Here is a 15,748-nt window from a genome sequence, read left to right as displayed (position 1 = left end):
TTCCCTTATTCGTAGGTGTCGTGCTTATGCGCTTTGGAAGGCTTTTGCGACGATTGCGCCTGTTCATTCGGGTCTTTACTGTCATCGGGCAGGTACAGCGGGCCTTTTTGACCACAGGCACTAACGAGGCAAGCGACCGCGACGAGCGCAGCAAGGGAAGAGATCAGGCGCTTCATGGCGAAATCCTTGAATATGCATTAATTGCGCCCGAGTATACCGACCACCCGCCAGCTTGCCTATGCGCTGGAATACCCGTCCGGCGGGGGTTTGCCGACACAGCTGGGAAGCGTACTACGCTGCGTGAGGATTTTTCACACCGTCAATCGTGTTGAAATCGGTATCCTTTGCAATCGGCGGGGCTCGCCCGTATCGTGCGGCGCTTGAGCAAAACCAGACACTTTTGAGGTTGCCACAATGAGTTTGACCGAAGCCCGTTTTCACGACCTGGTGGATTCGACCCAGCAGGCGCTGGAAGATATTTTCGACGACAGCGACCTGGACGTGGACCTGGAAAACTCGGCCGGCGTGCTGACCGTCAAGTTCGAAAGCGGCCAGCAACTGATCTTCAGCCGCCAGGAGCCGTTGCGTCAGCTGTGGCTGGCGGCGCGCTCCGGTGGTGTGCACTTCGACTACGACGAAGAAAGCGGCAAATGGCAGTGCGACAAAAGTGAGGAGCTGTTGGGTGAAATGCTCGCGCGGCTGGTCGAGGAATATACCGGCGAAGCGCTGGACTTTGATGAGTTGGGGCAGGACGAGAACTGACTGTGACCCAGCCTGCACCTGTCCGTCCGCCGAAGCCGCTGTTCAGTAATATCAGCCCGGCGGTGCCGTCACCTTGTATCAGTTTGTGTCGCCTGGATGAGCAAAAAGTCTGCCTCGGTTGCTTCCGCCACGTGGAAGACATCCGTGAATGGCGCTCTGCCGACGATGCCCGCCGCCGGGTGATCTGCGCCGAGGCCGAGCAGCGCAGGACACGCGCCTGAGGTCGTCTTGTTTATTTGTGACGCTGTGGTAGTGTCCGGGTACGCCTCAACTCATCGAGGCCCGTGAGAACCCCGCCTTTTCCTGGCGGGGTTTTGCTTTTTTGTGCAGAAAAAAGGAGTCTGCCTGAATCATGACCACCGCACCGTCCATCATCCTCACCCGTCTTGACGTGCAGCGTCTGGAGCAACTGATCGACCGCTTGGGCGACGAATCTCCCGGCGTCGAAGCGTTGCAAGCCGAACTCGACCGCGCCGAAGACGTGGTTGGCCACGATGAAGTGCCTGCGGGTGTCGTGACCATGAACTCCAGCGTGCATTGCCGTGAGCAAAGCAGCGGCAAGGACTACCATCTGACGCTGGTCTACCCGAAAGACGCCAATGCGGACGAAGGCAAGATCTCGATCCTGGCGCCGGTGGGCAGCGCGTTGCTCGGTTTGCAGGTTGGCCAGCACATCGATTGGCCGGCACCGGGCGGCAAGACCCTCAAGCTGGAACTGCTCAATGTTGAAGGACAACCTAAAGACGGCGGCGCCTTCCCTCTCTAAATCTGACTCAGCGCCACGTTGAGCGACAGCTCCAGCTCGGCCTTGTAACGCAGGTACAGGTTGCTCGGGCTTTGCACATCGCCGAGCAGGCCGGACAGGTCCAGGTCGGTGATGTAGCAGCGGTAACGCTCGATCTCCCGGCGTTGCCCGACGATTTCCTGGGCGACCACTGCAAACAGTTGGTCGCCAAATTCCAGTTCGGAAAACTCCCGCTGATTGCAGTACAAGGTAATGCCCACCTGGCCCGGCGCGGCCTTGCCGATAATCGCCTGCACGTCGTAAAACGGTTTGTTCGCCGGGTTCAGCGGTGCGGGTCGAGGTTCGATGCCGCGCGCGCGGCCGTTGCCAGAGGGCAATAGCTGGTAATACAAGACCTGCACCGCGCCCAGCGGCTCTTGCGGGTCCAGCGGCGACAGCGCGTCCCGGCGATAAATGATCGACTGCAAGAAGCGCTGCAACGGCGCCAACAGGCTCTGTTCATCGTGAAACGGCAGGCGCTGTTGCCAGAGCGCGTTGAATTCATCCAGCACATACAGCTCGGCGAAGCCTTCGTTGGCCCGGTAGAACACCTGCACGCAATCGGCCATGCCCATCGGCAGCAGCAACGCCAGGTCGTGGTCTTCCAGGGCCATGGCATCCAGGTGCAACGGGCTGTAGCTGGCCAATTCTTCGCTGAGGTAGGCGATCAGCGCATCCTGGGTCGCCAGCGATACATGATTGGCCTGACCCGGCATCAACTCCATCACGTGATAATGCTGCTGCACTTGGAGCAAATAGCGGTGATTGCCCTGGCCGAGCAGCAGGTTCTGCGCGGTGTCGAAGATTTCCTCCACGCGCTGGGCAATAAATTGCGCACGGTTGTGACAGAAGCAGCGCACCCGCAGGCGTGGCAGGTGGTCCGACGGCAGCTGGTTGAGGTAGTCGCGCAGGCAGTCGAGCAGCGCGTGGGGGCCGTCGTAGCGGCTGACCATCACCTCGTTCCAGCTGTTAAGCGTGACCTGGTCCAGCGTCAGCACCAGATTTTCGCGCACACCGGCATAGCTCAGGGAGTCGGTGCGCTCGGTAGTCATGAGGATATTCAGGTCGCGGTGATGCTTGAGCGGGTCGACGCCGACGTTGATCAGCAGCAACACTTCCTCGGGCACTGCCGAGCGCAGCAGGCGCTCTTCGTCCACGCTGGCCAGGGGCAGGGCGATGGTCTGTTGCAGGCTTCCCAGCAGGTTGAACAGCTCGAATTCGGTCATGTCGCTGGTGCCGGGGTGCAGCGCCAGGCGCGTGCTGCTGTCGATCACGCCGTTTCGATGGCACCAAGTGAGCATTTCCAGTAGGTCGCGGCTGCGCTTGATCGGCGCAAAATGCTCCCATTCCAGCGCCGTGAGGTTACCGTTGTAAAGGCCCCAGTGGTGCTGGCCCGGCTCCTTGCGGTTGGGCGATTGCACCAGGGTCAGGGTGTCTTCGGCCAAGTCCGGGGCAATGCCGGGGTTGATGAACTCGACCTTGCCGGCCTTGCGTTCAAAGGCGGCGTACAGGCGCCGGCCCAGTACATTGAGGTCGCGCTTGTTGATCAGGCTGACCGTTTGTTCGGTGCGGGTAAATTGGGTCAGGAAGCGGTAACTGTAATTGAGCTCGTTCACCAAGGCGCGGCGTTCGGAAGCGACCTGGCGCACTTTCCATTGACTGCGGCTGTCGAGCAACGCCAATTGGCGCTGGTCCCAACCCCATTCATGAGCCAGGCGCTCCAGCAGCAGGCGTTGCCAACTGGTGGTGCGCTGGCCCGCGCTGAGCTTGCGGTTGACCTTCAGGTACAGCGCGCGCCGCACCAGTTCCAGGCGCTCGGGTTCGTTGCGGGCCTTGAGATATTCCTCGATGCGGCGGTATACCACGATGTACGGGTCCAACTCATCCAGGTCCATCTGGTTGGCGAACACCGCACGCTTGAAGCGCAGGCTCAGGCAGTGCACGTTCGGGTGTTCGCTGGCGTAGACCTCGGTCAGCAATAGCTTGAGCACGGACTTGTAGGGCGACTCGATGCCCTTGAACAGTTGCCACAGCCCGGCACCAATGAATTCGCCTGGGGGAATGCGCGCCAGGTGACCCAGGTCGAGGGTTTCATCGGCGCGGATAAAGCGTTTGGAAATCAGCGTGTGGGTGAACTCGGCATAACGGGTTTCTTCATACACCGGCACCAGCCACCAGATCGGTGTGCGTCCGGCCAGCCAGATGGCGGTGCGGTAGAACTCATCCAGCAGCAGGTAATGCTGGGTGGTGCCGCAGTCGTCGGAGCTCAGTTGCGTGTCGCGTTCACCGAGCACGAAGCGTGTCGGCTCGATCAGAAAGAAGTGCGCCTCGGCGCCCATGGTCAGGGCCCAGGCCTCCAGCAACTGGCACTTTTTGCGCAGTTCGGCCAGCTCAGTCTCGCTCAGGTCGGCGGCGTGACACACCCACACATCCATATCGCTCTGGTCGGCCTGGGCCAGGGTGCCCAGGCTGCCCATCAGGAACAGGCCGTGGATCGGTCGCGGCGGGTTGCCGTGGCGTGTCTTGTAGGAGAAAGAGCGTGTCAGGCGCTGGGCTTCGGTGAGGGCTTGGGCGTCCGGTTCGTAATTCGACAGACCCGCCGGCGTACTGCCTGACACATAGCCCGGCAGCAGCGGATGGTTGACGTGGAAAAACAGCGGCAACAGGTTCAGCACGCTTTGCTGGCGCGGCGTCAGCCCCTCGATGGCCCGGGCCATACGGCCTTCATTGAGGGCCATGAACCGCGCGCGCAACTGGGCCAGCACCTTGCGGTCGATGCCTTCGTCCAGGTCGGGGCGGATTTCATGGGTGCGGGTCATGTCGAACTCGGTGGCTCGCAGGGCCCGACGTGGGCGGCCGTGTAGGAGTTTACAGCCAGTAGCGTAGGAGGTTTAGAGGGAAATGGTTTTTGACGTCAGAATTTTTGCACGTGCACAGCAACGCCCTCGGAATCCGCAAAGGGCGGACTCCATGGGCGGTATCCGGTATCAGGCGGCTTCTTTGGTGGTGGCAGTGGTCAAGATAGTCAGCAGGGTCTGGGCCTGCTCTGCGGCGTCCCGGCCAAGGCTGGTCAGGTAGCCCCCGTCCGGCTGGTCGATAAGTCCTTTCGCGTGAAGGCGTTTGGCAGCGGCGATGGCAGTAGGCGCAGCGGTCTGGTGGACTTTCAGACCTTCTTTGGTGCTGTCCAGGGGGAAGAGTACAAGGATTTCCAGTTCGGCAACCAACTCAGGGGTATACGACATAAGGACTCCAGACTTTCTAAGAATTTATTAGAGGCTAGCAGGCCATAAGGTGAACGCACTTTGCCGAACTGTCCAGTGTGTTGCCGCGTGTTGGATTTATTGCTTTTCGGGCGGCAATTCCGGCAGGGCACGCAGTGCAGTTTCATACCATTCGGTATTGAAGGCGCGGTCCTCTTCCAGCAGCGCGTCGATCTCGACCGCGAGCACGTGGGCCATCAGTTGCAGGATTTCTTCACGCTCGTAGCCCACCAGGGTCAGCTTGTTGAACGTGGCCTTGGCGGCCGGTGGGTTTTCGCTCTCGATCTGGTTCTCGATCGCTTCGATCAGGGTGGTTTCGGCGAATGCTTCTTCGTCGTTGTCGATATCGGTCGGCTCGCTCATGGCAGGCTCCTCAAGGAAAGGGCGCCAGTCTACCCCCATTCAGGTGGGTGATGCTGCTGGTCAGGGTGGGCGCCGGGATCTATAACAGTGCAGCCAACCCCATTCCCGGCCTGGAGGCACAGACATGCTCAAGCTTTACGGATTTTCGGTCAGCAACTACTACAACATGGTCAAGCTGGCGCTGCTGGAGAAAGGGCTGCCTTTCAAAGAGGTAGCTTTTTACGCCGGCCAAACCCCTGAAGCCCTGGCCGTGAGCCCGCGGGGCAAGGTGCCGGTGCTGGGCGTGAAACAGGGTTTCATCAACGAAACCAGCGTGATCCTTGAGTACATCGAGCATACCCAGGAAGGACCCGCGCTGCTGCCGGCCGAGCCGTTCCAGCGTGCTCAGGTGCTGGCGCTGTGCCGGGAAATCGAGTTGTACATCGAGTTACCTGCCCGTGCGTGTTTTGCAGAAGCCTTCTTTGGCATGCCGGTGCCGGAGGCGATCAAGGAGAAGTCCAAGGCCGAGTTGCTGTTGGGTTTTGGTTCGTTGGGCAGGCACGGCAAGTTCGCGCCGTATGTCGCGGGGGAGAGCTTTACGATTGCCGATTTGTATTTCATGTACAGCGTGAACCTCGCCTGCGCGGTGGGCGAGAAGCTGTTTGGGCTGGATATGCTGGCTGAAATGCCGAAGGCCAAGGCGTTGCTGGACAAGCTGCATGCCATGCCAAATGCCCAGAAGGTGGCAGCGGACAGGGAAGCGGCGATGCCGGCCTTCATGGCGATGATTGCGGCAAAAAAATAGCGACAATCAAACCTGTAGGAGCCGGCTTGCCGGCGATGACGTCCTCACGATCAGGTGAGATCTCAAGGGCCTCATCGCCGGCAAGCCGGCTCCTACAAGGGGATCAGCGACTGGCGAGGAGGGCCTGGCCGCGTGCGACGGCTGCCTTTACCTGCGCCGGCGCAGTCCCGCCCACGTGGTTACGGGCATTCACCGAGCCTTCCAGGGTCAGCACGGCAAACACGTCCTGCTCGATTTGGTCGCTGAACTGACGCAGTTCTTCCAGGCTCATTTCCGCCAGGTCCTTGCCGGTGTCCACGCCGTACTTAACCGCGTGGCCGACGATTTCGTGGCAGTCGCGGAACGGCAGGCCACGGCGTACGAGGTAGTCCGCCAGGTCGGTCGCGGTGGAGAACCCGCGCAACGCCGCTTCACGCATGATCGCGTGCTTGGGCTTGATCGCCGGGATCATGTCGGCAAACGCGCGCAGCGAGTCGCGCAGGGTGTCGGCGGCGTCGAACAGCGGTTCCTTGTCTTCCTGGTTGTCCTTGTTGTAGGCCAGGGGCTGGCCTTTCATCAGGGTCAGCAGGCCCATCAAGGCGCCGAACACGCGGCCACTCTTGCCACGCACCAGCTCAGGCACGTCCGGGTTTTTCTTTTGCGGCATGATCGAGCTGCCGGTACAGAAACGGTCCGGCAGGTCGATGAACTGGAATTGCGCGCTGGTCCACAGCACCAGCTCTTCGGAGAAACGCGACAGGTGCATCATCGCGATGCTCGCGGCGGCGCAGAATTCGATCGCGAAGTCACGGTCCGACACGCCATCCAGGGAGTTGCCGCCCACGGCGTCAAAGCCCAGCAACTGCGCGGTGTATTCGCGATCGATCGGGTAGGTGGTGCCGGCCAGTGCAGCGCTGCCCAAAGGCATGCGGTTGGCACGCTTGCGGCAATCAACCAGACGCTCGTAGTCGCGGCTGAGCATTTCGAACCAGGCCAGCAGGTGGTGGCCGAAGGTCACAGGCTGTGCGGTCTGCAGGTGAGTGAAGCCCGGCATGATGGTGTCCGACTCGCGCTCGGCCTGTTCCAGCAGACCTTTTTGCAAGCGGGTGATCTCGCCCAGGATCAGGTCGATTTCGTCACGCAGCCACAGGCGGATATCGGTGGCCACCTGGTCATTCCGGCTGCGGCCAGTGTGCAGCTTCTTGCCGGTCACACCGATGCGGTCGGTGAGGCGGGCCTCGATGTTCATGTGCACGTCTTCCAGGTCGACGTGCCAGTCGAACGTGCCGGCTTCGATCTCGCCACGGATGGTGGTCAGGCCGTCGATGATGCTGTCGCGCTCGGCGTCGGTCAGCACGCCGACCTTGGCCAGCATCGTCGCGTGGGCGATGGAGCCCATGATGTCGTGGCGGTACAGGCGTTGGTCGAAGGTGACGGAGGCGGTGAAGCGGGCGACGAAGGCGTCGACGGGTTCACTGAAGCGGCCGCCCCAGGACTGGTTGGTCTTGTCGGTGCTCATGGATTCGCTCGTAATCTGCTTAATAAAGAGGCATGGAAGTGTGCCGGCGATAATAACAGGGTTGCCCGTGGACGCGGTGCTGCGGGTCGTCGGCATTTTTATTTGCGCAAAGGATGGCTAAGTGCCTTGCCGCCGAACGCGTCCAGGACGAGACTGGGTACAGGTACTTATTGAAACGATATTTGACGATTGAGCAATGTCGTCTCAGTGAGCGTCTACAGTTGGACTGATAGTGTGTGAATGCACCAAAGTCGGGTGCTGCGGTCAGAGCCCAGACTATCCATTTAAAAAGGGGGGTATTCGGATTGTGTATCAGCAAACCCTACGACGATGCCCGAAGGCAGCAGGTCTTGGGCGCTATTGAACAGGTCCGGGTAAATATGGGTGCCACTCTCAGGGCACTTTTTGCCGCTCGCGCTAGTCTTAGCGTGGATCGCTGTGACGCAAGTCACCGCACCTGTCTACGCTATCCTTGTGCGAGACTCACGCAGGAATCCAGCGCAATATGAATGTCCTGATCGTTGATGACGAACCCCAAGCCCGCGAGCGACTGAGCCGTTTGGTCAGTGATCTCGAGGGTTACGCAGTACTCGAACCGAGCGCCACCACGGGCGAAGAGGCGTTGACGCTGATCGACAGTCTCAAGCCGGATGTGGTGTTGCTCGATATCCGTATGCCGGGTCTTGATGGCCTGCAAGTTGCCGCCCGACTGAGCGAGCGAGAGTCGCCACCCGCCGTGGTGTTTTGCGCAACAGGCGATGAGTTTGCCGCGCAGACGCTGGAAGCCAGCGGAGTCAGCTTCCTCACCAAGCCGGTGGCTGGCGAAGCCTTGCTCAAGGCGTTGAAAAAGGCCGAACGCCCAACCCGCGTTCAACTCGCCGCCCTGACTCAGCCGGCCGCCCAGAGTGGTAACGGGCCGCGCAGCCATATCAGCGCACGCACCCGCAAAGGCATCGAACTGATCCCCTTGGGCGAGGTGGTCTATTTTATCGCCGATCACAAGTACGTAACCCTGCGCCACCAGGGCGGCGAAGTGCTGCTCGATGAGCCCCTCAAGGCGCTTGAAGATGAATTCGGCGACCGCTTCGTGCGGATCCACCGCAATGCACTGGTGGCCCGGGAGCGCATCGAACGCCTGCAGCGCACGCCGCTGGGGCACTTTCAGTTGTTCCTGAAAGGCCTTAATGGCGACGCGCTGATCGTCAGCCGACGGCATGTGGCCGGTGTGCGCAAGATGATGCAGCAGCTTTAGCCCGAGGGCTGTGGCGAGGCCTGCAATTCATATCCCGGTGCGACGCGGCCAGGGAGGCCCCGCACTTGCTGATTCAAATCAAAGCGTATTTGCCTGAGCTGTTATTATCTGCCGTATCTATTCAGTACGGATTGATCCATGTCCTCTCGCGAAATCCGCATCGCCACCCGTAAAAGCGCCCTGGCCTTGTGGCAGGCCGAATACGTCAAAGCACGCCTTGAACAGGCCCACCCAGGCCTCGTGGTGTCCCTGGTGCCCATGGTCAGTCGCGGCGACAAGCTGCTCGACTCGCCACTGTCGAAGATCGGCGGCAAGGGCCTGTTCGTCAAGGAACTGGAAACCGCGCTGTTGGAAAACGAAGCCGACATCGCCGTGCATTCGATGAAAGACGTACCTATGGACTTCCCTGAAGGCCTGGGTCTGTTTTGCATCTGCGAGCGCGAAGACCCGCGTGATGCCTTCGTTTCCAACACCTACGCTTCCCTGGACGAATTGCCTTTGGGCAGCATTGTTGGCACGTCCAGCCTGCGTCGCCAGGCCCAACTGCTGACCCGTCGTCCGGACTTGCAGATCCGCTTTCTGCGCGGCAACGTCAACACTCGCCTGGCCAAGCTGGACGCCGGTGAATATGACGCGATCATCCTCGCAGCGGCCGGCCTGATTCGCCTGGGTTTTGAAGACCGCATCACCTCGGCCATCAGCGTCGAAGACAGCTTGCCAGCCGGTGGCCAGGGCGCCGTGGGTATCGAGTGCCGCACTGCGGACAGTGAAATCCACGCCCTGCTCAAGCCCCTTGATCACCACGACACCGAAGTGCGCGTCACCGCCGAACGAGCCCTTAACAAGCACCTCAACGGTGGTTGCCAGGTGCCTATCGCCTGCTACGCCGTGCTCGAAGGTGAAAACCTGTGGCTGCGTGGCCTGGTGGGCGACCCGGAAGGCGGCACGCTGCTGACCGCCGAGGTGCGAGGCCCGCAGCGTGACGCCACGGCCTTGGGTATCCAGGTAGCCGAAGAGCTGCTGGAGAAGGGCGCTGGCGCCATCCTGCAGAAGGTCTATGGCGAGGCCGGCCCGCAGTGACCGAATGGCGCGTGCTGCTGACGCGGCCTGCCGAGGAGTCGATGGCCTTGGCGGCCTCGTTGTCCGAAGCGGGTATTTTCAGCAGCAGCCTGCCTTTGCTGGATATCGAGCCGCTCCCCGTAACACCTGAGCAGCAAGCCGTCTTCCATGACCTGGGGCGCTACTGCGCAGTGATCGTCGTCAGCAAGCCTGCGGCGCGCCTTGCCGTGGCGCAGCTGGATCGCGCATGGCCGCAGTTGACGTGGTTCAGTGTCGGCGCTGCCACGGCGCAGGTATTGGCCGAACAGGGCCTGAATGTTAAGTATCCACCGACTGGCGACGACAGCGAGGCTTTGCTTCAATTGCCCGCGCTGCGCGAGGCTATCGCCCGTCCGGATGCCCAGGTGTTGATCCTGCGCGGTGAGGGCGGTCGCGAGCTGCTGGCGGAGCGTTTGCGTGAACAAGGTGCTAGTGTCGACTATCTGGAGTTGTATCGCCGTTTCTTGCCGGCCTATGAGGCCGGTGCACTGATGCAACGCATCCAGTTGGAACGCTTGAACGGCCTGGTGGTCAGCAGTGGGCAGGGTTTTTTACACCTGCAAGCCCTGGCCGGAGCCGATTGGCCCCAGGTGGCACAGCTGCCGTTGTTCGTGCCAAGCCCACGAGTCCAAGAGATGGCGCGGGCCGCTGGCGCAGAAAAAGTTGTGGATTGTCGCGGTGCGAGTGCCGCGGCTTTGTTAGTGGCGATACGGAGCTATCCCGTTCCCACTCTCTGAAACGCAAAGGACGGATACGTGAGCGAAACAGCCTTGCCTAAAGATGAAACCCAACCCGCAGTTGATGCGCCGGTTGAGTCACCGGTCTCCGCGCCGCGCCGTGGCAATGGCCTGGCCATCGTCGCCCTGCTGCTCGGCGCTGCCGGTGTTGCCGCCGGCGGTTGGGGGATCTGGCAGGTCCGCGCGCTGCAAGCCAGCAGCCAGCAGCAACTGGGCCAGGTGCAGACCCTCGATGACCAATCCCAGTCCCTCAAGCAAAGCCAGCAACAACTGGCCGCGCGGCTGGCGCAGTTGCCGGGTGCGGATGAGCTGGAGGAGCGCCGTCGCCTGGTGGCCCAGTTGCAGGGTGATCAGCAGCGCCTGAACCAACGTCTGGAAACTGTGCTGGGGTCCAGCCGCAAGGACTGGCGCCTGGCTGAGGCGGAACACTTGATCCGCCTGGCGAGCCTGCGCCTTTCTGCCCTTCAAGATATCAACAGCGCCCAGGCGTTGGTCCAGGGTGCCGACGAGATTCTTCGCGAGCAAAGCGATCCGGGCTCCTATGCCGCCCGCGAGCAATTGGCCAAGAGCCTTGCCGCGCTGCGCAGCACCGAGCAGCCGGACCGCACCGGGCTGTACCTGCAATTGGCGGCCTTGCGTGATCAGGTCGTGCAACTGGCGGCTATCGCACCTGAATATCAGCTGACCGAACCTGCTTCCCAGGGGCGTCCGACCACCGATACGGAAAGCCGCTGGAGCCAATGGTGGGAGCAGATTTCCCGTTACTTCCGCATCGACTTCAACCCGGACGACAATATCCGTCCGCTGCTGGCCGGCCAAGGTCTGAACCAGGTGCGCCTGGCCCTGAGCCTGGCACTGGAGCAGGCGCAATGGGCAGCGCTCAACGGTGAGTCGGCGGTCTACAGTCGCTCGCTGGGCGAGGCGCGCAGCGTGTTACAGGACAACTTCAACCAGGACAACCCGCAGAGCAAGGCGATGCTGGCGCGTATCGCCGAGCTTGAGCCCAAGGCGGTATCGGTGGTGACGCCGGACCTGGCCGCGAGCCTTGCTGCCGTGCAGGCGTACCTTGAACGTCGACATCTGTCTGCCGACGAAGCCAAGGCGGCGGCCACGCCGGCGAAGCAGGAGTAGAGCCGATGAAACGTTTCTATGTGATCCTGGTGCTGGCGATTGCCATCGCGCTGGCACTGGCAGTGGGCATTTCGAAACACACTGGCTACGTGCTGATTACCTACCCTCATGTGCTGCATTACGAGTCGAGCTTGTGGGCGACCCTGGTAGCGGTGTTTGCCATCGGCCTGGCGATCTACCTGATCCGTGTGCTGCTGAGCCTGGTCACCACCTCCGGTGGCGTGGTCAACCCGTGGTCGCGGCGTAACCGCAGTCGTCGCGTGCAGATTGCCATCGAGCAGGGCCAGATGGACCTCGCCGAAGGCCGCTGGGCCAGTGCCGAGCGCCACTTGCACCGTGCTGCCGAAGCGGAACGTCAGCCACTGCTGTATTACCTCGGCGCGGCCCGTGCGGCGAATGAACAGGGACGTTACGAAGAGTCCGATGGTTTGTTGGAGCGCGCCCTTGAGCGTCAGCCCCAGGCCGAGTTGGCGGTTGCCTTGAGCCATGCGCAACTGCAACAGGATCGCGGCGATACTGACGGCGCACTGACCACTTTGCAGGCCATGCACGAACGCCATCCCCATAACGCCCAGGTCCTGCGTCAACTGCAGCGTCTGCATCAGCAGCGGGGCGATTGGTCGTCTGTGATCCGCCTGCTGCCGGAACTGCGCAAGGATAAAGTGCTGCCCGCCAGTGAGCTCGCCGAGCTTGAGCGTCGCGCTTGGGGTGAGAACCTGAGCCTCGCGGCCCAGCGTGAAGAGCAGGGCGAGGCCGGCTTGCAGTCCCTTGAGCGCGCCTGGCAGCAACTCACTTCCGCCCAGCGCCAGGAGCCGCAACTGGTACTGGCTTACGCCGAGCAACTGCGCCAGCTGGGCGCCGATGCCAAAGCCGAGGAAGCGCTGCGCGGCGCGATCAAGCGCGGTTACGACAGCCATCTGATTCGGCTCTACGGCTTGCTGCGTGGCAGCGACCCCGCCAAGCAATTGAAGTTTGCCGAAGGTTGGCTCAAGGACCATCCAGGTGACGCCAGCCTGCTGCTGACGCTGGGCCGCCTGTGCCTGCAAAATAGCCTGTGGGGCAAAGCGCGGGACTATCTGGAAAGCAGCCTGCAGGTGCAGCGCAATCCCGAGGCCTGTGCCGAGTTGGCGCGGTTGTTGGCGCAACTGGGTGACACCGAGCGCAGTAACCAGCTGTTCCAAGAGGGGCTGGGGTTGCTGGATAACCGTTTGCTGGCATCACCGCTGCCTGTCCCGGCCCGGGTTTGATGCACGAGGGTTGGCCCAGAAGCCCTGTAGCCAACCCTTGATGACGCTGGACTGGCGTGCAGGTAGCGTGTTTGTGAGCAAAGTCCGACGCCCTGCGGGGCAATCTCTTCCATGTTCAGGCGCAAAGTCCTTACCCTCTCGCGGAATTGTCTGCTCCTGCACGTATTGAAAGGGGTCAGGCCTTTACTCTACCGTAGCGACCTATCTTTCGCGGTGCGGATAAAGCATGTTTTTGGCCCCTTCACGCCCCTTGTTTTTCCTCGCGTTCCTGGCCGGTGCGCTGACATTGGGCGCGTCCTTTTATCTCGAGTTCGGTGTCTCCTTGCGCCCTTGCTTTCTATGCCAGATGCAAAGGGGGTTCCTGGCTGCCTTTACATTGAACAATCTGGTCGCCGTGATCCATAACCCCAAACGCTCCGTGACCTACCTGTACGGGTTGGCAAGCATGGCCTTTGCATTACTCGGCGCCATTACCGCTGTGCGTCAGGTGCTGCTACAAAACGCCGCACCGGAGCAGGCGGCTAATTGCTGGCCTAGCCTGCACTATATGATCGAAAACCTGTCGTTTTGGCAGGCCCTGCAATTGACTGTCAAAGGTACCGTCGACTGCGTGGAGATCAACTGGACGCTGTTTGATTTGAGCCTGCCGGAATGGAGCCTGTTGTTCTTCGTCGGGATGTTGATCCTCGGTGCCATGCAGTTTTCACGACTGCTTTTAAGCCACCGCCTGCGTCCGGCGAGACGCTGAAGGTCAGTTGCGGTTCGTAGGACGGGATTAAACACTTGTATGAACTTTCTCTCCTGCGTACCTTGAAGCCACAGTCATGCGGGCATAATCTGGCCCGCACGTATGATTGAAACCGTTTGTCAGATGCGGCCTTGTCCGGCTGCTGCTTTATCCTTGAAGTGTTGCGCGGGCACCAGGCGGCAGCGCCCCTATAGGGAAGAGAGATCATCATGCTGGAAAGTTGTCAGAATGCTCAGGAACGCTGGGGTGGGGTGCACAAGCTGATCGACAGCTGGCTGAAGGCACGTCATGAACTGGTTCGGGCCTTTGATGCGCTCGGCGCCAAGCCCGAGGCACTGGCGCAGAACCGTGAACCGTTGCAGGATTTCTGTGGTGTGCTGGTGGATTACGTGTCAGCCGGCCATTTCGGTGTCTACGAACAACTGACCAAGGAGGCAGAGGCCTTCGACGATCAGCGCGGCCTGGATTTGGCTGAGACCCTTTACCCGCGCATCGATGTCATCACCGAGAAACTGCTTGAGTTCACCGACCTGTGTGATGCCGGTAACTGCGTGGCGGATAAATTCAAAGAGTTGGGCGCGTTGCTTCACGAGCGATTCGAGCTGGAAGACTGCTTGATTGAAGTGCTGCACAACGCTCACAAGGAAGAGTCTGCTACCCAGGCTTGACCCTCGATAGCGATATACGAAAAACGGTGCGCATGACGCACCGTTTTTTATGGGTTCAAGGACGGGTGCCGAGCAACTCGATCTCGAACACCAGGGGCGTGTAAGGTGGGATCAATTCGCCAGCGCCGTCGGCGCCATAGGCCTGGGCTGATGGAATCACCAGGCGCCATTTCGCTCCCACGGGCATCTGCTGCAAGGCGCTGCTCCAACCGCTGATCACACTGTTCAGACGAAACCATTGCGGTTGTGTGCTCTGGTCGAACACCGTGCCATCGGGTAACCGCCCCACGTATTTCACTTGAACCTGGTCGCTGGCTTTGGGTTTTTCACCCGTGCCAGAGGTGAGTTCGGTGAGGAGGATTCCATCCGCCAATTCACGCACGCCTTTTACCGCTTTTTCTTTGCTCAGGAATTGTTGTTCGGCCGCGAGCGCTTTTTCGCTTTGAGGGGCCTGCACGTCGGTTTCGGTTTGTGCTTCATGCTGGGCAAGAATTTGTTCGATGCGCGCGTTGTCCAGCGCCAGGGGTTTGCCTTGATAGGCTTGCTTGAGACCATCGATCAACGCCTGGATCTGCAGGTCGGGGACTTCCTGGCGCAGGCGCTCACCGAGACTGGCGCCGAGGCTGTAGGCGAGGTCGTGCTGATTCTGCTCAGTGTTTTTTGCCGGCGATTGATCGCTCGCATTGGCCACCGAAACCGCCAAGCCCAGCACAAGAAAAAGGTAACGCGACATGGGCATTCTCCCGCCGAAAGTGCGACGGATTATGCCAGTGTGAAAGGGTAAAAAGTGCCGCGCATTTTCGTTATATCGATAAGAATTTTCACACGGTGCAACGCAAGGCAAACGATACTGTCAACATGCCCTAGCGGCGGTAAGAGCAGAGGGCTAGTATGAGCCGCACCCACGTCAGCCAGGAGGTAAACCATGTCGGCCAAACAGAAGCCTGTTAATACCCCGTTGCATTTACTCCAACAACTCTCGGGCAGCTTGCTCGAACATCTGGAAAGCGCTTGTTCCCAAGCTCTGGCCGATGCAGAAAAACTGCTCGCCAAGCTGGAAAAACAACGCGGTAAAGCGCAAGAGAAGCTGCACAAATCCCGTACCAAACTGCAAGACGCCGCCACTGCCGGCAAGGCCAAGGCACAAGCCAAAGCCAAAGACGCTGTCAAAGAACTTGAGGACTTGCTCGACGCCCTCAAGGATCGCCAAGCTGAAACACGCGCCTACATTTCCCAGCTGAAAAAAGATGCTCAGGAAAGCCTGAAACTGGCCCAGGGCGTTGGTCGTGTGAAGGAAGCTGTGGCTAAAGCGCTGGGCGCTCGTACACCTGCAAAAGCGGTTGCCAAGCCAGTTGCCAAAACTGCTGCTGCAAAACCAGCCGCCAAGCCAGCTGCCAAAACTGCTGCTGCAAAACC

Annotated in this window: 17 protein-coding genes and 1 pseudogene; 12 read left to right on the top strand and 6 right to left on the bottom strand. The window is 60.6% G+C overall.

Annotated features, from left to right (window positions below):
• Positions 1-5: 5 nt before the first annotated feature.
• A complete protein-coding gene (locus CI807_RS05425; RefSeq protein WP_010207449.1) occupies positions 6-176 on the bottom strand; it encodes a lipoprotein in 171 nt (56 codons plus the stop codon).
• 238 nt (positions 177-414) lie between these two features.
• Here CI807_RS05425 and cyaY point away from each other — a divergent pair, with 238 nt between their 5' ends.
• The 3 genes from cyaY (at position 415) to rnk (ending at position 1,528) form a co-directional block, all read left to right on the top strand.
• Entirely contained in the window at positions 415-762 is a 348-nt protein-coding gene (gene cyaY, locus CI807_RS05420; protein WP_095013977.1) for an iron donor protein CyaY, read from the top strand.
• 2 nt (positions 763-764) lie between these two features.
• On the top strand, positions 765-983 hold the full coding sequence (locus CI807_RS05415; RefSeq protein WP_095013976.1) for a DUF1289 domain-containing protein: 219 nt from the start codon (positions 765-767) through the stop codon (positions 981-983).
• Between the two features lie 131 nt (positions 984-1,114).
• On the top strand, positions 1,115-1,528 hold the full coding sequence (rnk, locus tag CI807_RS05410; RefSeq protein WP_095013975.1) for a nucleoside diphosphate kinase regulator: 414 nt from the start codon (positions 1,115-1,117) through the stop codon (positions 1,526-1,528).
• On the opposite strand, the gene CI807_RS05405 is transcribed toward rnk, so the two are convergent.
• The 3 genes from CI807_RS05405 to CI807_RS05395 form a co-directional block, all read right to left on the bottom strand.
• A complete protein-coding gene (locus CI807_RS05405) occupies positions 1,525-4,365 on the bottom strand; it encodes a class I adenylate cyclase (RefSeq protein ID WP_095013974.1) in 2,841 nt (946 codons plus the stop codon). The two genes, rnk and CI807_RS05405, sit on opposite strands and share 4 nt — an antisense overlap.
• Before the next feature lie 168 nt (positions 4,366-4,533).
• A complete protein-coding gene (locus CI807_RS05400; protein WP_010207442.1) occupies positions 4,534-4,788 on the bottom strand; it encodes a TIGR02647 family protein in 255 nt (84 codons plus the stop codon).
• A gap of 96 nt (positions 4,789-4,884) precedes the next feature.
• Positions 4,885-5,169, bottom strand: coding sequence for a hypothetical protein (locus tag CI807_RS05395; protein WP_016975869.1), 285 nt, complete (start codon positions 5,167-5,169; stop codon positions 4,885-4,887).
• A 124-nt stretch (positions 5,170-5,293) separates the two neighbouring features.
• On the opposite strand from CI807_RS05395, the gene CI807_RS05390 reads away from it, so the two are divergent.
• Positions 5,294-5,953, top strand: a complete 660-nt coding sequence (locus CI807_RS05390; RefSeq protein WP_095013973.1) for a glutathione S-transferase family protein — start codon at positions 5,294-5,296, stop codon at positions 5,951-5,953.
• Positions 5,954-6,056: 103 nt separating this feature from the next.
• Here CI807_RS05390 and argH read toward each other — a convergent pair whose 3' ends face one another.
• Positions 6,057-7,451, bottom strand: coding sequence for an argininosuccinate lyase (gene argH, locus CI807_RS05385; RefSeq protein ID WP_095013972.1), 1,395 nt, complete (start codon positions 7,449-7,451; stop codon positions 6,057-6,059).
• Between the two features lie 505 nt (positions 7,452-7,956).
• Between argH and CI807_RS05380 the strand changes: the two genes are divergently transcribed.
• From CI807_RS05380 to CI807_RS05355, 7 genes are all read left to right on the top strand, one after another.
• The gene (locus tag CI807_RS05380) at positions 7,957-8,703 is read left to right on the top strand and encodes a LytTR family DNA-binding domain-containing protein (RefSeq protein WP_095013971.1); all 747 of its coding nucleotides are present in this window, start codon (positions 7,957-7,959) and stop codon (positions 8,701-8,703) included.
• Positions 8,704-8,841: 138 nt separating this feature from the next.
• Entirely contained in the window at positions 8,842-9,783 is a 942-nt protein-coding gene (gene hemC / locus CI807_RS05375) for a hydroxymethylbilane synthase (RefSeq protein ID WP_095013970.1), read from the top strand.
• Positions 9,780-10,538, top strand: coding sequence for a uroporphyrinogen-III synthase (locus CI807_RS31695; RefSeq protein WP_016975864.1), 759 nt, complete (start codon positions 9,780-9,782; stop codon positions 10,536-10,538). Before hemC ends, CI807_RS31695 begins: the two co-directional genes overlap by 4 nt.
• A gap of 18 nt (positions 10,539-10,556) precedes the next feature.
• A complete protein-coding gene (locus CI807_RS31690; protein ID WP_256578714.1) occupies positions 10,557-11,669 on the top strand; it encodes a uroporphyrinogen-III C-methyltransferase in 1,113 nt (370 codons plus the stop codon).
• Positions 11,670-11,674: 5 nt separating this feature from the next.
• Positions 11,675-12,916: a heme biosynthesis protein HemY gene (locus tag CI807_RS05365; RefSeq protein ID WP_095013969.1), complete on the top strand. Its 1,242-nt coding sequence runs from the start codon at positions 11,675-11,677 to the stop codon at positions 12,914-12,916.
• Positions 12,917-13,142: 226 nt separating this feature from the next.
• Positions 13,143-13,664, top strand: coding sequence for a disulfide bond formation protein B (locus CI807_RS05360; protein ID WP_095013968.1), 522 nt, complete (start codon positions 13,143-13,145; stop codon positions 13,662-13,664).
• Between the two features lie 209 nt (positions 13,665-13,873).
• Positions 13,874-14,332: an Rsd/AlgQ family anti-sigma factor gene (locus CI807_RS05355; RefSeq protein ID WP_016975860.1), complete on the top strand. Its 459-nt coding sequence runs from the start codon at positions 13,874-13,876 to the stop codon at positions 14,330-14,332.
• A 55-nt stretch (positions 14,333-14,387) separates the two neighbouring features.
• Here the strand turns inward: CI807_RS05355 and CI807_RS05350 are convergent, their stop codons facing one another.
• Entirely contained in the window at positions 14,388-15,065 is a 678-nt protein-coding gene (locus CI807_RS05350; protein WP_095013967.1) for an FKBP-type peptidyl-prolyl cis-trans isomerase, read from the bottom strand.
• A 192-nt stretch (positions 15,066-15,257) separates the two neighbouring features.
• Between CI807_RS05350 and CI807_RS31560 the strand changes: the two are divergent.
• Positions 15,258-15,748, top strand: a pseudogene (locus CI807_RS31560) (AlgP family protein); the annotation flags it as partial.

Source organism: Pseudomonas sp. NS1(2017), assembly GCF_002269425.1.
In the GTDB taxonomy this organism is placed as follows: Bacteria; Pseudomonadota; Gammaproteobacteria; order Pseudomonadales; family Pseudomonadaceae; genus Aquipseudomonas; species Aquipseudomonas reactans.
The sequence above is the reverse complement of the archived record's forward strand: the minus strand, read 5'-3'. Positions and strand labels throughout refer to the sequence as shown.